The 14,255-nt window shown below is 71.6% G+C and carries 15 protein-coding genes and 1 tRNA gene; 8 read left to right on the forward strand and 8 right to left on the reverse strand.

Annotated elements, in window-relative coordinates:
• Positions 1 to 91: 91 nt before the first annotated feature.
• Entirely contained in the window at positions 92 to 607 is a 516-nt protein-coding gene (locus OG625_RS17275; RefSeq protein WP_329381452.1) for a GNAT family N-acetyltransferase, read from the forward strand.
• 30 nt (positions 608 to 637) lie between these two features.
• Here OG625_RS17275 and OG625_RS17280 read toward each other — a convergent pair whose 3' ends face one another.
• Together OG625_RS17280 and OG625_RS17285 are read right to left on the reverse strand one after the other, a co-directional pair.
• Positions 638 to 2,074: a M1 family metallopeptidase gene (locus OG625_RS17280; RefSeq protein WP_329381455.1), complete on the reverse strand. Its 1,437-nt coding sequence runs from the start codon at positions 2,072 to 2,074 to the stop codon at positions 638 to 640.
• A gap of 56 nt (positions 2,075 to 2,130) precedes the next feature.
• Positions 2,131 to 2,688, reverse strand: coding sequence for a GlcG/HbpS family heme-binding protein (locus OG625_RS17285; RefSeq protein WP_329381459.1), 558 nt, complete (start codon positions 2,686 to 2,688; stop codon positions 2,131 to 2,133).
• Between the two features lie 460 nt (positions 2,689 to 3,148).
• Here OG625_RS17285 and OG625_RS17290 point away from each other — a divergent pair, with 460 nt between their 5' ends.
• The 3 genes from OG625_RS17290 to OG625_RS17300 all read left to right on the forward strand — a co-directional run bounded on the left by OG625_RS17290 (position 3,149) and on the right by OG625_RS17300 (position 5,579).
• Positions 3,149 to 4,321, forward strand: coding sequence for a sensor histidine kinase (locus OG625_RS17290; RefSeq protein WP_329381462.1), 1,173 nt, complete (start codon positions 3,149 to 3,151; stop codon positions 4,319 to 4,321).
• On the forward strand, positions 4,318 to 4,941 hold the full coding sequence (locus OG625_RS17295; RefSeq protein WP_329381465.1) for a response regulator transcription factor: 624 nt from the start codon (positions 4,318 to 4,320) through the stop codon (positions 4,939 to 4,941). Before OG625_RS17290 ends, OG625_RS17295 begins: the two co-directional genes overlap by 4 nt.
• 134 nt (positions 4,942 to 5,075) lie before the next feature.
• Positions 5,076 to 5,579, forward strand: a complete 504-nt coding sequence (locus OG625_RS17300) for a hypothetical protein (protein WP_329381468.1) — start codon at positions 5,076 to 5,078, stop codon at positions 5,577 to 5,579.
• A 158-nt stretch (positions 5,580 to 5,737) separates the two neighbouring features.
• Here the strand turns inward: OG625_RS17300 and OG625_RS17305 are convergent, their stop codons facing one another.
• Positions 5,738 to 6,409 (reverse strand): pentapeptide repeat-containing protein, encoded by a 672-nt coding sequence (locus OG625_RS17305; protein ID WP_329381471.1) that lies wholly within the window; start codon positions 6,407 to 6,409, stop codon positions 5,738 to 5,740.
• Positions 6,410 to 6,515: 106 nt separating this feature from the next.
• On the opposite strand from OG625_RS17305, the gene OG625_RS17310 reads away from it, so the two are divergent.
• Positions 6,516 to 7,508, forward strand: a complete 993-nt coding sequence (locus tag OG625_RS17310) for a zinc-binding dehydrogenase (RefSeq protein ID WP_329381473.1) — start codon at positions 6,516 to 6,518, stop codon at positions 7,506 to 7,508.
• 9 nt (positions 7,509 to 7,517) lie between these two features.
• On the opposite strand, the gene OG625_RS17315 is transcribed toward OG625_RS17310, so the two are convergent.
• Both OG625_RS17315 and OG625_RS17320 read right to left on the reverse strand, forming a co-directional pair.
• Positions 7,518 to 7,988 (reverse strand): GNAT family N-acetyltransferase, encoded by a 471-nt coding sequence (locus OG625_RS17315; RefSeq protein ID WP_329381476.1) that lies wholly within the window; start codon positions 7,986 to 7,988, stop codon positions 7,518 to 7,520.
• Between the two features lie 32 nt (positions 7,989 to 8,020).
• Entirely contained in the window at positions 8,021 to 8,848 is an 828-nt protein-coding gene (locus OG625_RS17320; protein ID WP_329381478.1) for an aminoglycoside phosphotransferase family protein, read from the reverse strand.
• Positions 8,849 to 8,926: 78 nt separating this feature from the next.
• On the opposite strand from OG625_RS17320, the gene OG625_RS17325 reads away from it, so the two are divergent.
• Entirely contained in the window at positions 8,927 to 9,328 is a 402-nt protein-coding gene (locus OG625_RS17325) for a VOC family protein (RefSeq protein WP_329381480.1), read from the forward strand.
• 4 nt (positions 9,329 to 9,332) lie between these two features.
• Here OG625_RS17325 and OG625_RS17330 read toward each other — a convergent pair whose 3' ends face one another.
• On the reverse strand, positions 9,333 to 10,052 hold the full coding sequence (locus tag OG625_RS17330; RefSeq protein WP_329381483.1) for a DsbA family protein: 720 nt from the start codon (positions 10,050 to 10,052) through the stop codon (positions 9,333 to 9,335).
• A 155-nt stretch (positions 10,053 to 10,207) separates the two neighbouring features.
• On the opposite strand from OG625_RS17330, the gene OG625_RS17335 reads away from it, so the two are divergent.
• Positions 10,208 to 11,599, forward strand: coding sequence for an NAD(P)/FAD-dependent oxidoreductase (locus tag OG625_RS17335; RefSeq protein WP_329381485.1), 1,392 nt, complete (start codon positions 10,208 to 10,210; stop codon positions 11,597 to 11,599).
• 87 nt (positions 11,600 to 11,686) lie between these two features.
• On the opposite strand, the gene OG625_RS17340 is transcribed toward OG625_RS17335, so the two are convergent.
• Positions 11,687 to 11,762, reverse strand: a tRNA-Thr gene (locus OG625_RS17340).
• A 167-nt stretch (positions 11,763 to 11,929) separates the two neighbouring features.
• On the opposite strand from OG625_RS17340, the gene OG625_RS17345 reads away from it, so the two are divergent.
• Positions 11,930 to 13,312 carry an RNA-guided endonuclease InsQ/TnpB family protein gene (locus tag OG625_RS17345; protein WP_329381487.1) on the forward strand — a complete coding sequence of 461 codons (1,383 nt, stop codon included), beginning with the start codon at positions 11,930 to 11,932 and terminating at the stop codon, positions 13,310 to 13,312.
• A 216-nt stretch (positions 13,313 to 13,528) separates the two neighbouring features.
• Here the strand turns inward: OG625_RS17345 and OG625_RS17350 are convergent, their stop codons facing one another.
• The gene (locus OG625_RS17350; protein WP_329381490.1) at positions 13,529 to 14,209 is read right to left on the reverse strand and encodes a hypothetical protein; all 681 of its coding nucleotides are present in this window, start codon (positions 14,207 to 14,209) and stop codon (positions 13,529 to 13,531) included.
• Positions 14,210 to 14,255 lie beyond the last annotated feature (46 nt).

The following is a 14,255-nucleotide window of genomic DNA, read 5'->3' on the forward strand; positions in this document are numbered from 1 at the left end:
CGCTCGGATCCGCTGGATCCGAGCGGATCCACACCAGTGGCGGAGCCCCCTCCCAGCCGTCCGGGGAGGGGGCTTCGCTACCGTTCGGTAGGTGATCCTCCAACCGCTCGTCCCCGTTGACGGCGCACTGCCGGGCCCGGTCCTCACCGAGATCGCCGCCCTCTACTCGACGAATCACGCCTTCTTCGAGCTCAGCGGAGACTTCCCCGATCCCGGCCGCATCACGGTCGAGCAGGTCGCGGCCGCCCTCGCGGACGAACTCGCCCACGACGGCGCCGAGATCCTCCTCGCCCGTTCCGCCGGCCGCCTCGTCGGACTCGCCGCCACCCTCGCCCGACACCCGGATCCGGCCTCCGAAGACCCGGACCCGTGGATCGGGCTGCTGCTCATCGACGCCACCGCACACCGCGAGGGCCACGGCCGCGCCGTGGCCACCCTGGTCGAAGACCGCTTCCGAGACGCCGGGCGGACGGGCGTGCGGATCGCCGTACTGGCCAACAACCCCAAGGCCGCCGCCTTCTGGGAATCCCAGGGCTACGCGGCCCTGCGCCGCGCAAAGGACCGCGAACTGGGCCGCGACTGCACGGTCATGCGCAAAGCCCTCTGAGGGACCAGGGACCTCCGAGCGGCCGCCGCGTCAGTGGGGACGGGCCTGCCCGTACAGCCAGACGTCCCAGACCTCCTCCAGGTCGTGACCCGTCCGCTCCTCCGCGTACGCGGTGAACTCGGACGTACTCGCGTTCCCGTGCCGGTGGTCGGCGGCCCAACCGCGCACCAGGTCGAAGAACTTCGCGTCACCGACCTCCTGCCGGATCCGGTGCAGGACCATCGCGCCCCGGTAGTACACCGGGTTCCCCGAGATGTGCTCGGGCCCGGGCGGGGCGGCGGGCGGGAAGGCGTCCCAGTCGGAGTCGGCGCCCGCGTCGACGTCCGTGTCGCCGGCCAGGAAGGCCTCGAAGCGCTTCTGCGCGCCGATCCCGCCGTGGTCCTCGGCCCACAGCCACTCGGCGTAGGTCGCGAAGCCCTCGTTGAGCCACATGTCCTTCCAGGACTTCGGCGACACCGAGTTGCCGAACCACTGGTGGGCCAGCTCGTGCAGCACGAGCTCCTCGTCCTGCGTCGCACCGGGGAAGAGGGGCTTGGTCTGGGTCTCCAGCGCGTAGCCCAGGCTCCCCTTCGGCAGCACGACCGCCCCCGCCGTGGTGAACGGATAGGGCCCGAACCGGCCGCTGCCCCACTCCACCATCTCCGGCAGCCGCGCGAGCACGCCCGCGCTCCCGGCCTCCTCACCCGGCGCCACCGCGTTGTAGACGGAGACACCTGACGCCGTCTTCCCGGTCGTCACCTTGTACGGGCCCACGACCGCGGTCGCCAGATAGCTCGCCATCGGCTCCGGGCTGTGCCACGCGAACGCGGTCCGCCCGTCGCCGGTGGCGGTGCGGGAGCGCAACTCCCCGTTCGACACGGCCTCGTAGCCGTCCGGCACGGTCAACGTGATGTCGTACGTGGCCTTGTCGCTCGGGTGGTGGTTGCCTGGGAACCAGGCCATGGACCCGACCGGCTCACCGACGGCGACCGCGCCGCCGTCCGTACCTGCATCCGTACCTGCATCCGTGACGATCCACCCCTCCTCGGAGGAGTCGGAGTCCACGATGGTCTTCGGCTTGCCGCCGTACTCGACCTCGACGCGGAAGACCTCGCCCTTCTTCAGGTCCTCGACGGGCCGCACGGTCAGCTCGTTGCCGGTGCGGTTGTGGCGGGCCGGCTCGCCCTGCACGGTCACGCCCTCGACCTTCAGACCGCTGAGGTCGAGGTTGAAGGAGCTGAGCCCCTGATCGGCGCGGGCCGTGATCACGGCCGTGCCGTCCAGCCGCCCGTCGGCCGGGTCGTAGTCCAGGTCCAGCGCGTAGTGGTCGACCCGGTAACCGCCGTTGCCCGCCTTGGGAAAGTACGGATCGCGCAGCCCCGACGCACCGGGCCGCCCCTGGACCGTGCCGCCCGTACACCCCGTGGTGAGGGCGAGCAGGGCGGCTACGGCAGGGGCGGCGAGGCGGGAGAGTGCACGGTGTTCCACGCACTCGATCCTAAGCGGGAGACCTTCGGTACCTGCTTGGCGACTTACTCGGCGGCCTACTTGGCGAGGGCGTCGACGCCGGCCTTGGCGAACTTCTCGTCCAGGTCACCGCTCGGGGCGCCGGCCACGCCGATGCCCGCGACCGGGGCGCCGTTCGCCTGCACCGGGACACCGCCGCCGAGGAAGAGGGTGCCCGGGATGTCCTTCAGGTTCGGGGCCTGGGCGAGGCGGCCCACGAGCACCGAGGTCGGGGCGTTCCAGGACACGGCCGTGAAGGCCTTGCGCTGGGCCGACTCGTAGGACTGCGGGCCGGCGCCGTCGCCACGCAGGGTGACGATGGTGTTGCCGTTGCGGTCCACCACCGCGACGGTCACCTTCTGGTTCTCGGCCTGAGCGGCCTGCAGCGTCGCCTGGGCGGCGCGGGTGGCGGCGTCGATGGTCAGGTGCGTGGTGGTGGTGAAGTTCTTGTCGCTGACCTCGTCCTTCTTCGCGACGGCGGCGGCCGGAGCGGAGTTGGCGGCGGGGCTGGCGCTGGCGCTGACGGCACCGAAGGCACCGGCGCCCAGGGCGACGGCGAGGGCGGTACCGGTGAGAACGCGGGTGCGGGTGTTCATTCTCTGCTCCTGAGTACGGTGACACGGTGACGGCATCGGGGCGGTCGGCGAGCGGGCCTGCGGTGCTCAGCGGCCCGGCTCCTTCCCTGCTCCAAGCCTGGGCCCGAACCCCCCGCCACCCCGTCCCCGTACCGGCTCCCGCCGCCCACCGCACCGGTTGACCCGGGGGTCAACCGATCGGTCGATGCGGGTCGGCTCCGCCGGGGTATTGGCTGGTCAGACCCTCCGGGCAAATCCAGCCCAGCCGCGCTTGAGGCGCGCCTTCAGCCCCGCCGGCGGTTGAGGCGCGTCTTCAGCCTCGCCGGCGCTTGAGGCGCTGGGGGTCCCCCCAGCGATAGCTGGGGGAGGGTCCGGGGGCAGCGCCCCCGGCAACGGCGCCGCACCCGACACACTGCCCGCGCCGCAGGCAACGGCACCCACCGCCGACAATGGACGCACGCCCCCGACCCAGGAGCCCCCGGTGAACCACCCCGCCCACAACCCGGACACCCGAACCCTGGCAACGGTCGCCCACACCGCGTTCTTCCTCCTCCTCGGCGCCTCCCTGGCCCGCTTCCTCCTCCGCCACCCCGGCGACCCCCGCACCCCGTGGATCATCGCCCTCAGCATCACCCTGGCCCTGCTCTACGTACTCGGCCCCGCCCTCGGCGCCGCCCCCACCGCCCGGCGCCTCTTCTGGCTCGGCCTCGTCGTCACCACCTGGGTGGTCCTGGTCGTCCTCGCGCCGAGCTTCGCCTGGTGCGCCGTGCCCCTCTTCTTCACCGCCCTCCGCACCCTGCCCCCGCGCGCCGCGATCGTCCTGGTCGCCCTCCTCACCGGCCTCGTCGTCGTCGCCCAGCTCAAGCTGGCCAACGCCTTCGACCCCAACCTGCTCCTCGCCCCGCCCGCCGTCGCCGCGCTCGCCACCGCCGTCTTCGTCCACATGGAACGCCAGGCCGAAGCCCAGCGCGCACTCATCGACGACCTGATCCGCACCCGCCGGGAGCTGGCCGCCACGGAACGCCGCGAAGGCACCCTCGCCGAACGCCAGCGCCTCTCCATGGAGATCCACGACACCCTCGCCCAGAACCTCTCCAGCCAGCAGATGCTCCTCCAGGCCGCCGACCGCACCTGGGACACCGACCCGGCCACCGCCCGCGCGCACGTCCGTACCGCCACCGGCATCGCCGCGCACGGCCTCTCCGAGGCCCGCCGGCTCGTCCACGACCTGGCCCCGCCCGAGCTCGCCGACGGCGCCGGCCTCGCCGACGCCCTGCGTTCCCTGGACGCCGGCCCGGACATCGAGGTCCGCTTCCACCTCGAAGGCACCCCGGCCCCCCTCCCCGACCGCGTCCAGTCCGCCCTGCTGCGCATAGCCCAAGGGGCCCTCGCCAACATCCGCGAGCACTCCGGCGCCCGTACGGCAGCCCTCACCCTGAGCTTCCTCGGCGACCAGGTCGTCCTGGACATCGCCGACGACGGCCACGGCTTCACCGAACCGCCGCACCTGTCGGCCGCCACCCCGCAACGCGGCCACGGCCTCCCCGCCATGCGGGCCCGCGTCCGCCAGCTCGGCGGCACCCTCACCATCGAATCCACGCCGGGCGAGGGCACCGTCCTCTCCGCGGCCATCCCCCTGGAGCCCACCGCATGACGACGATCCTCCTCTGCGACGACCACGTCGTCGTCCGCGCCGGACTCCTGGCCCTCCTCGGCAGCGAACCCGACATCGAGGTCCTCGGCGAAGCGGGCAGCGGCGAGGAAGCGGTCGCCCTGGCCGCGAAGCTCCGCCCCGACGTGGTCCTGATGGACCTCCAGCTCGGCGAGGGCATCGACGGCGTGGAAGCCACCCGCCGCATCACCGCCGCCCCCAACCCCCCACACGTCCTCGTCCTCACCACCTACGACACGGACGCGGACATCACCCGCGCCATCGGCGCGGGCGCCACCGGCTACCTCCTCAAAGCGGAACGCCCCGAGGAACTCTTCGCCGCCATCCACTCGGCGGCCCAGGGCCGCACCACCCTCTCCGCACCCGTCGCCAGCCGCGTCATGGCCCACATGCGCGGCACCCGCCCCACCCTCACCGACCGCGAGCTCGACATCCTCGGCCAGCTCGCCCGCGGCCTCGGCAACCGCGAGATCGCCCGGGCCCTCTTCATCAGCGAAGCCACGGTCAAAACCCACCTGGGCCGCATCTACGACAAGCTCGGCGTCGACACCCGCGCCGGAGCCGTATCGGTGGCCAAGGAGCAACGCCTGCTGCCTTCGTGACGCGCCGGTCGCACTGCTCGGCCCTTCATGCCCTGGCGGGCCGCGGGTCCGGTGCGGAGGACCGGAAGCCGACGGACCGGGTTCACCTCCCACCGTGGTGAGCCCCGGCCCGGTCCCGTGACACCATCGGCTACGTGCTCGACATCGGCTACTCCCTCTCCCGGCGCTTCCCGGACCCCCCGCAGACCGACTACCGCTCGGCGGACGTCCACACCCTGCGCCACGACCTGTTCTGCGGCGACGTCTACCTCGCGGACACCGTCAAGGACCGGGAGGTGTCCACAGCCTGGGGATGGGTGCCCGTCCTGGACTTCGCCTGGGCCCTGTGCGACATCGTGGAACAGCTCGACCAGGACCCCCGGGGGAGCCGCTCCGCGAACAGCCAGTACGCCGAACTCGACTTCACCGAGTCCACGGACCGCATGCTCTTCGAGCGCCGCTTCGGCTGGGTCGACGTCGAGGCCGACTGGATGCCGGCGGAGGAAGCCCCCCTCACCTTCAGCCACCGCCTCCTGCGCCGCGAGGCCCGCGACTTCCTCCACGACCTGATCGCGGACCTCATCGACATGCACGACGGCCTCGCCGACAACCCCGCCATCTGGACCCTCCAGGCCAAATTCCCCCGAGTCCCGGCCTAACCCCCGCGGGGAGCCCAGCCACACGATCCAGCCCCTCCGGCGTTTGAGGAGTGGGGGTCCCCCCGGACGGAGTCTGGTGGGGGCACCTCCCAGCGGTAGCTGGGGGAGAGGGTCCGGGGCGGAGCCCCAGCAGCGGCGGCCGCACGCACCCGGCCCCGTTACGGAACCACCCGCACGCCCAGCTGCGCAGCCATCGCCGGGGCCAGGTCGAACAGCTGGCCCGGGCTGATCGCCGCTCCGGCCAGCGCGTCCACACCCCGCGCGATCGCCAGCTCGGCCGCCTCCCTCAGGTCCACGTCCGTCATCCGCGCCCCGCTGAAGTCCACCCCCCGCACCACACAGTCCCGGAACTCCACCCGCTCCAGCACCGCGCCCCCGAAGTCCGGCTCCACGAGCACGCACCCCTCGAAGACCACGTCCTTGAGCCGCGCCTGCCTCAGGTTCAGATAGTCGATCTTGCCGCCCCGGACCAGCACCCGCTCCAGCACCGACCCGTGCATCTGGACCCCGCCGAGCCGCGCGTCCACCAGCTCCACGTCCCGGAGCGAGGCCCCCGACAGGTCGGTCCCCACCCCCCGGACCCCCTCCAGCACCGAGTCCAGGAACCGCGCCTTCGCCAGCACCGCCTCGTCCAGCACGCACCGCCGCACCGCGCAGTCCATGAACCGGGCCCCGGCCCCCTCCTGCCCCGCCAGGTCGAGGTCCGCGAACTCCAGCCCGTCGTAATCCCCGTCCGGCTCCAGCTCACCCCCCTCCCACACCACCGGCTCCGGCAGCCGTACCTCCGGCCGCCGCGCCGCCTTCACAACCTGCTGTCCTTTTCGCACCATGCGCCCATCGTGGCCCGCCCCACCGACACACCCCACCGACAAACCCCACCGACACACCTCGCCCACCCCTTGACCTCAACCTCACTTGAGGTCACAAGATCAAGCCATGCACGCCATCCGACTCCACGCCTTCGGCCCCGCCGAGAACCTCTCCTACGAGCCCGCCGACACCCCCCTCCCCGCCCCCGGCCAGGTCCGCATCGCCGTAGCCGCCGCCGGGGTGCACCTCCTCGACACCGCCCTCCGCCAAGGCGAACAGGGCCCCGCCCCCACCCTCCCCGAGCTCCCCACGATCCCCGGCCGGGAAGTCGCCGGCACCGTCGACGCCCTCGGCCCCGGCACCGACCCCGCCTGGCTCGGCAAGCCCGTCGTCACCCACCTCGGCTTCGCCCCCGGCGGCTACGCCGAGTACGCCGTCGCCGCCGCCGACCGCCTCCACGCGATACCCCCCGGCCTCGACCCCGCCGAGGCCGTAGCCATGATCGGCACGGGCCGCACCACCCTCGGCATCCTCCAGTTCACCGACCTCGGCCCGGACTCCGTCGCCCTGATCCCCGCCGCCGCGGGCGGCATCGGCACCCTGCTCGTCCAGTACGCCAAGAACGCCGGCGCCACCGTCATCGCCCTCGCCGGCGGCCCGGCCAAAACCGCCCTGGCCGCTGCGAACGGCGCCGACCTCGCCCTCGACTACACCACCCCCGACTGGGCCGGCGCCGTCCGCGCCGCACACCCCGCCGGAGCCACCGTCCTCTTCGACTCCGTCGGCGGCGAAACCGCCCGCACCGCCCTCGGCCTGCTCGCCCCCGGCGCCCTGCACCTCGTCTTCGGCTGGTCCGGCGGCCCGATCCCGCTCACCGACACCGACCGCGCCGACCTCACCGCCCGCGGCATCACCACCCAGGGCGTCCTCGGCCCCGCGATGCTCCAGCGCGTCGGCGCCCCCGACCCCCTGCGCGCACTGGAAACCCGCGCCCTCGCCGAAGCCGCCGCCGGCCGCCTGCGCCCGGCTCTGACCCGCTACCCCCTCGCCGAGGCGGCAGCCGCCCACCACGCACTCGAAACCCGCGCCACCACCGGCAAGGTCGTCCTCGAACCCTAGGGGCGTCCCCTACGAACCCAGCTCCGCCAGCGCCCCGTCCGTCAGCCGGTACACCGACCACTCCTCCTGCGGCCGCGCACCCAAGGCCTCGTAGAACTCGATCGTCGGCGCGTTCCACTTCAACACCGACCACTCCAGCCGCTCGTACCCGCGCTCCACGCAGATCCGCGCCAACTCCCGCAGCAACGCCTTCCCGTGACCGCCCCCGCGCACGCCCGGACGTACGTACAGGTCCTCCAGGTAGATGCCGTGCACCCCACGCCACGTCGAGAACGACAGGAACCACACCGAGAAGCCGACCGCCTCCCCGTCCTCCGACTCCGCGATGTGCGCGAACACCGCGGGCCGCTCCCCGAACAGCGCCTCCCGCAACTGCTCCTCCGTCGCCCGCGCCTCGTGCGGGACCTTCTCGTACTCCGCGAGCTCGCGGATCATCGAGTGAATGACGGGAACATCGGCAACCACAGCGCTACGAATCATCCGAGCACCCTAAACCGGCCCCCACCGGCCCCTCACCGCCCGAGCAGCACCCGAGCCACCGCCACCTGCCGCTCCTCCAGCCGCTCCTCCCCCTCCTCCACGTCCCACAGGCAGTTCTGCAGCACCCGCCCCAACGTCCAGCAGCGCGCCCGCTCCCGGTCCGCACCCACCGCCTCCGCCAGCGCCTCGAACCGCCAACGCACCTCCTCCACCCGGAAGTTGTTGACCATCGCCGGCAGCAGCTCGAACCCCGGATCCCCCGACAGCGGCTTCGGATCGATCGCCAGCCACGGCTCCCGCCCGCCCGCCAGCACGTTGTCGTAGTGCAAGTCCCAGTGCAGCAACCGGTCCCCCGGCTCCCCCGCGACCTCCGCCAGCGCCCCCGCACAGTCCCGCAGCAGCCGCCGCTCCTCCTCGTCCGCCAGCTGCTCCAGCGCCTCCGGTACGGACTCCAGCATCCCGGCGGCGATCCCCCCGAGCCCCCGCAGCCCGGCCGGCGCGGCCGGCGCCGTCAGCCGCGCCAACAACCCGCCGACCACCGCCACCGCCGCCCGCGCGTCCTCCCGCGCGAGCACCGACAGGTGCCGCCGCTCGTCCAGCCGCTCCAGCAGTATCGTGCCCGTGGCCGCGTCGTACTCCAGCAGCCGTACGCAGCCCTCCCCACCCCACGCACGCAGCGCGACCGGCTCCCCCGCCGTCTCCTCGTCCGGCTCCAGCAGCTTCAGCACGGCCGCACTCCCGTCCGCCCGCTCCACCGGCAGCACCAGGGCCGTCATCCCCCGCATCCCGGGCCCCGTACGGCGCAACCCCCACCGCTCCAGGAACCCCTCGGCCCGCTCCGCACGCACCCTCTCGATCATGCTCCGACGGTACAAGGACCACCCCGCGGCGTAGCATCGAAAGAAAAGGAGAGCACCCCCACGAGGAGGTGGGCATCCATGCCTGAGACCCTCGGAATCGGGCACGTCACCCTGACCGTGAGCGACGTGAAACGCAGCGCCGAGTTCTACAACGGCGTGTTTGACACCCAGACAGTTCTCGACGTGGTGGACCAGTTCGGCCCGTTCATGGCCGTCGCCTCCACCACCCTCGTCCTCGGCTTCCGCACCCACGAGTCGACCAACCGCGCCGACGCCTTCGACCCGACCCGCGTCGGACTCGACCACTTCGCCTTCCTCGTCGCCGATCAGGCGGCCATCGAGGCCTGGGAATCCCGGCTCGACGAGCAGGACGTCTCCCACTCCGGCGTCTTCGAGGACCCGAACGGAGCCCGCCACCTCAACTTCAGGGACCCGGACGGCATCGCCCTGGAGTTCTACCTCCCGGCCCCCCAGAACTGAGCAACTACCCGATCCCCACACCCCTCAACGTCCCCGCGAACGCCCCCGCGTCGAACATCGACCTGTCCTGCGCCCCCACCGGCCGCCCGTCCACCAGCACCACCGGCGTCCCCTGCGCACCCGTCGCCTCGAAGCCCTTCTCGGACTCCGCGACCCACCCCTTGTACGACACGTCCGCCACCGCCCCGTCGAAGGCGGCCCCGCGCAGCCCCGGCACCCGGTCCGCGATCTTCAGCAGCAGCTCGTCGCTGAACTTCCCCTTCGGCTGACTCGCGAACACCGCCGCCTGGTACTCCGCGAACTTCCCCGCGTCCACCGACGCCCGCAGCGCGTTCACCGCCTTCACCGAACCGCTCGCACCGCCCTGGTCCAGGAACGAAGCCAGCAGGTACTCCACCTTCACCTTGCCGTCCGCCGCCAGCTTCAGCAGCGCCTCGCCACCCGTCGCCTCGAACTTCGCGCACCAGCCGCAGTGCGGATCCACCAACACCTGCGCGGTGCGCGGCGCGTCCGGGCTGCCCACCACGACCTTCGTGCCCTCCACCTTCGCCGGCAGCTTCGCCAGCACGTCGGCCATCGGGCTCGTCCGCACCACCGCGGAGGTCGCCGAAGACTCCTGCCCACCACCCGCACCACAGCCGGCGACCGCACCGCCGAGCACCGCCGCCGCCGCTACCGCCGCGACGAAACGCCCCGCGCGCCCAGCCCCGCGTATGCCGATCATCAACCGCACCCTCTCACCCAAACCGCAGCAAAACACCCACCACCCTACGGCCCCCGCCACCCCTCCCACATCGACCATTCGGCCACCCCTCACCCCCCAAGGCACGACAACCCGTCCCTGGACACCCCCGCGAAACGGGGTGTACCAACTCCCCCATGACGATCAACGGCGGCATTTCCTTCTGGTACGCGACCGACCACACCACCCCCACCACCCCACCCCGGCCGCCCCTCACCACCAACACCACCGCCGACGTCGTCATCGTCGGAGCCGGCTACACCGGCCTGTGGACCGCCTACTACCTCAAGCAGGCCGCCCCCGACCTCCGCGTCACCGTCCTGGAGCAGAAGTTCTGCGGCTACGGGGCCTCCGGCCGCAACGGCGGCTGGCTCTACAACGGCATCGCCGGCCGCGACCGCTACGCCGCCCTGCACGGCCGCCCGGCAGCCCAGCGCCTCCAGCAGGCCATGAACGACACCGTCACCGAAGTCATCGACACCACCACCGCAGAAAACATCGACGCCGACATCCACCGCGGCGGCGTCCTAGAAGTCGCCCGCACCCCCGCCCAGCTCGCCCGCCTCAAGGCCTTCCACGCCACCGAGCTCTCCTTCGGCGAAACCGACCGCGAGCTGTACGACGCCACCGCCACCCACAGCCGCATCAACATCGCCGACGCCGTCGGCTCCAGCTGGAGCCCGCACGGCGCCCGCATCCACCCCCTGAAACTGGTCAAGGGCCTGGCCGCGGCCTGCGAACGCCTGGGCGTCGTCATCCACGAGTCGACACCCGTCACGGAAATCTCCCCCCGCAAGGCCGTCACCCCCTACGGCGCGGTCCGCGCCCCCTACGTCCTGCGGTGCACGGAGGGCTTCACCGCGTCCCTCAAGGGCCAGAAGCGCTCCTGGCTCCCCATGAACTCCTCGATGATCGTCACCGCACCCCTCCCGCCCTCCGTCTGGTCCCAGCTCAACTGGTCGGACGCCCCGCTCCTCGGCGACATGGCCCACGCCTACATGTACGCCCAGCGCACGGCCGACGGCCGCATCGCGATCGGCGGCCGCGGCGTCCCGTACCGCTTCGGATCACGCGCGGCCACCGCCGAGAACACAGGCCGCACCCAGCCCGCCACCATCGAGGCCCTCACCAACCTCCTCACCACCTTCTTCCCCCAGCTCACGGGCACGGAGATCACCCACGCCTGGTCGGGCGTCCTCGGCGTCCCCCGCGACTGGTGCGCCACCGTCACCCTGGACGCCACCACCGGCCTCGGCTGGGCGGGCGGCTACGTCGGCTCGGGAGTGGCCACCGCCAACCTCGCCGCCCGCACCCTCCGCGACCTGGTCCTCGGCGACTCCACCGACCTCACCACCCTCCCCTGGGTCAACCACCGCGTCCGCCGCTGGGAACCGGAACCCTTCCGCTGGCTCGGCGTCCAGGCCCTCTACGCCGCCTACCGCGAGGCCGACCGCCAGGAAGCAACCACCCACCGCCCGACGACAACCCCCCTGGCCCGCCTGGCCGACCGCATCTCGGGCCGCCACTGACACACAACGACGGAAGGCCCCGGGTGATCCCCCGAGGCCTTCCACTTCTGTACGAATTCCCTCAGCCAGCAAGCCTCTGACCTGGGATGGAGCCGCCTATCGGAATCGAACCGATGACCTGATCATTACAAGTGACCTGCTCTACCAACTGAGCTAAGGCGGCACAAATCCACCCACGAACACGCTGCGAGCGGAGCCGCCATCACTCTACACAGCGGCCGATTCCCCAAGCCATCACGTTTGCGGTCCACCCCGTAACCACCCACTCACACGTTCGTTGACCGGACTGGTGTACCGCTTTAAAGATCAGAGCGGTAGGGGGGAGGAACGATGACGGACCGCATATCGGGCGAGGAAGCCCAACGCATCAAGCGCGAACACCTCGGCGTGGGCGACCGCACCAAACACCGGACTCGGACAGCCAAGCCCTTGAAGGGCCTGGTCAGAGAGCCCGGCACACAGCAGCGCGTCTACCGCTTCCGCTTCTATCCGACCCCCGACCAGGCGGCTCAGCTCACGCAGACCTTCGGCGCCTGTCGATGGGTCTACAACGAGGGCCTCGCCCTCCGCGTGAAGGCCTGGGAGGAGCACAAGGTGTCACTCGGCTTCGCCGAGACCTGCCGGGCCCTGACCGGGTGGAAGCGGGTCCCGGAGACGGCCTGGCTCGGGGACACCTCGTCGACCGTGCTCCAGCAGTCGCTGCGCCACCTCGACTCGGCGTTCTCCCGATTCTTCAGAGGGACGGCCAAGTACCCGCAGCGGAAGTCGAAACACCGGTCCCGCGACTCGGCGACGTACGTACGCACGGGGTTCCGGTGGGTCGAGAACCCGGATCGGCCGGGCACGGCCTCGGTCTCGCTCGCCAAACAGTCGGCGCCCCTGGATGTGCGGTGGTCCCGGGCACTCCCGCCGGGGCAGTTACCGGTGAAGCTGACGGTGACGCGGGACCGAGCCGGCCGCTTCTTCCTCGCCGTGCTGGTGGAAGAGGTGATCGCGCCGCTCCCCGAAGTGTTCCTGCCGGGCGGCCGCGAGCCGAAGGCGGTGGGGCTGGACCTCGGGCTCGCAGCGCTCGTGACGCTGGACGACGGGGAGCAACTGGCGCACCCCCGACTGCTCAAGAAGTACGAGAAGCAGCTCGCCTCCTTGCAGCGCAGCCTGCACCGGAAGCCGAAGGGGTCGAAGAACCGGGGGAAGGTGCGGGAGCGGATCGCCCGCCTCTACGCCTCGATCGGTGATGTCCGTCGTGATCTGCTGGACCAGTTCACGACCCGCCTCGTGCGCGAGAACCAAGTGCTCGTGGTGGAAGACCTGCCGATCGCCAACCTCCTGCGTACAGCAACAGGGAAACACCGGAAGCGCAAGGCGGCGCTGAACCGGTCGATATTCGACGCCGCTTGGGGCGAGCTGCTGCGCCAGCTCCGCTACAAGTGCGCCTGGTACGGCCGGACGCTGGTCATCGTGGACCGGTTCTTCCCGTCCACCCGACGCTGCTCTGCGTGCCATACGAAGGGGCCGAAGCTCGACGTCTCGATTCGCGAGTGGACCTGCGCGGAGTGCGGGGCCTCACACAATCGGGACACGAACGCGGCGGTGAATCTCCGGGACGAGGGGATGCGGCTCTACTGGACGGTGGCCTCAGCGCTTCCGCCGGGGCGCATGCCGCCGAGTGTGCTCAAGGCTTCGGAGCTGCTGGATCTCGTACCGGCCGCGTAGCCGGCAAGTGCAGTACGGACCGACGGGCCGTCGGCCGCAATGCCTGTGGAGTCTACGTAAGACCGACCCTGTGTGACCTTCGGCGTCACACAGGGTCGGCAGCGGACGTCGAAGCAGGAACCACCGTTTGTGAGAGCGGTGAGGCATCGAGCCGTGGTCAAAAGTGTGGTGCTCTGGTGCCTCAGGTCAAAAGGCAAGCGCTCTGTCCCCACACGGTCAGTCCGCCACCGGATACCCGACCCCCACAACCGCCGCCGCCACGGCGGCCAAGTCCGCCTGCGGGTTCAGGCCCTTCGCCACCGTCTCCGTCAGCGGCCGCAGGGCGAAGACGTGCCGGACCGCGTCCATGTCCAGCTCGCGGTCGTAGTAGCGCCCGGCCCACGCCGCGTACACCTCCGGCGTGCCCGCCGCCAGGACGCCGAAGAGGTGGCCCGTGCCGTCGTCACCGTCCGCGGGGAGTTCCACCGGGCCCGCCCGCCAGGCGGTGTCGGCGGTCTCCCGCCAGAAGATCACGGTGGCCACCCGCACCTCGTCGTCGCAGAAGGCCGGCTCGTCGAGCAGCGGGCGGAACACCTCCGGGAGGGTGTCCACGAGGCCGGGCCACAGCTCCATGTCCTCGTTCGTGTAAGGACTCATCCAGGACTCGTGGTCGAAGCCCCGGCCGAAGACTCCGTCGGGCGTGAAGAGGATCGTGTACTCGTCACCCGAGCCGTTGTTCATCAGCGCGGCCTCGACGCCCGGGCCCCATGCCGGGTCGTAGTCGAAGTAGCGGCCGTACCTGCCGCCCATCACCGCCTCCAGCGCCGCCAGCGCCCGGCAGCGGTCGCGCAGGACCGGGACCTCGGGGAGGACGCGGATCAGTTCGTGGACGTTGGAGGGGCTCGGGGCGGCGTTCATGCGCGCCATCCAAGCAGCCGGGTCCGACAAGGCCCGACAGCCCTCC

The organism is Streptomyces sp. NBC_01351 (assembly GCF_036237315.1).
Classification (GTDB): domain Bacteria; phylum Actinomycetota; class Actinomycetes; order Streptomycetales; family Streptomycetaceae; genus Streptomyces.

What these genes read in the sequence shown, in the direction of transcription:
- OG625_RS17285 (WP_329381459.1), bottom strand. Translation starts at nt 2,688, where the DNA reads ATGAACACCCGCACCCGCGTTCTCACCGGTACCGCCCTCGCCGTCGCC.
- OG625_RS17295 (WP_329381465.1), top strand. Translation starts at nt 4,318, where the DNA reads ATGACGACGATCCTCCTCTGCGACGACCACGTCGTCGTCCGCGCCGGA.
- OG625_RS17305 (WP_329381471.1), bottom strand. Translation starts at nt 6,409, where the DNA reads ATGGTGCGAAAAGGACAGCAGGTTGTGAAGGCGGCGCGGCGGCCGGAG.
- OG625_RS17310 (WP_329381473.1), top strand. Translation starts at nt 6,516, where the DNA reads ATGCACGCCATCCGACTCCACGCCTTCGGCCCCGCCGAGAACCTCTCC.
- OG625_RS17315 (WP_329381476.1), bottom strand. Translation starts at nt 7,988, where the DNA reads ATGATTCGTAGCGCTGTGGTTGCCGATGTTCCCGTCATTCACTCGATG.
- OG625_RS17320 (WP_329381478.1), bottom strand. Translation starts at nt 8,848, where the DNA reads ATGATCGAGAGGGTGCGTGCGGAGCGGGCCGAGGGGTTCCTGGAGCGG.
- OG625_RS17325 (WP_329381480.1), top strand. Translation starts at nt 8,927, where the DNA reads ATGCCTGAGACCCTCGGAATCGGGCACGTCACCCTGACCGTGAGCGAC.
- OG625_RS17330 (WP_329381483.1), bottom strand. Translation starts at nt 10,052, where the DNA reads ATGATCGGCATACGCGGGGCTGGGCGCGCGGGGCGTTTCGTCGCGGCG.
- OG625_RS17335 (WP_329381485.1), top strand. Translation starts at nt 10,208, where the DNA reads ATGACGATCAACGGCGGCATTTCCTTCTGGTACGCGACCGACCACACC.
- OG625_RS17345 (WP_329381487.1), top strand. Translation starts at nt 11,930, where the DNA reads ATGACGGACCGCATATCGGGCGAGGAAGCCCAACGCATCAAGCGCGAA.
- OG625_RS17350 (WP_329381490.1), bottom strand. Translation starts at nt 14,209, where the DNA reads ATGAACGCCGCCCCGAGCCCCTCCAACGTCCACGAACTGATCCGCGTC.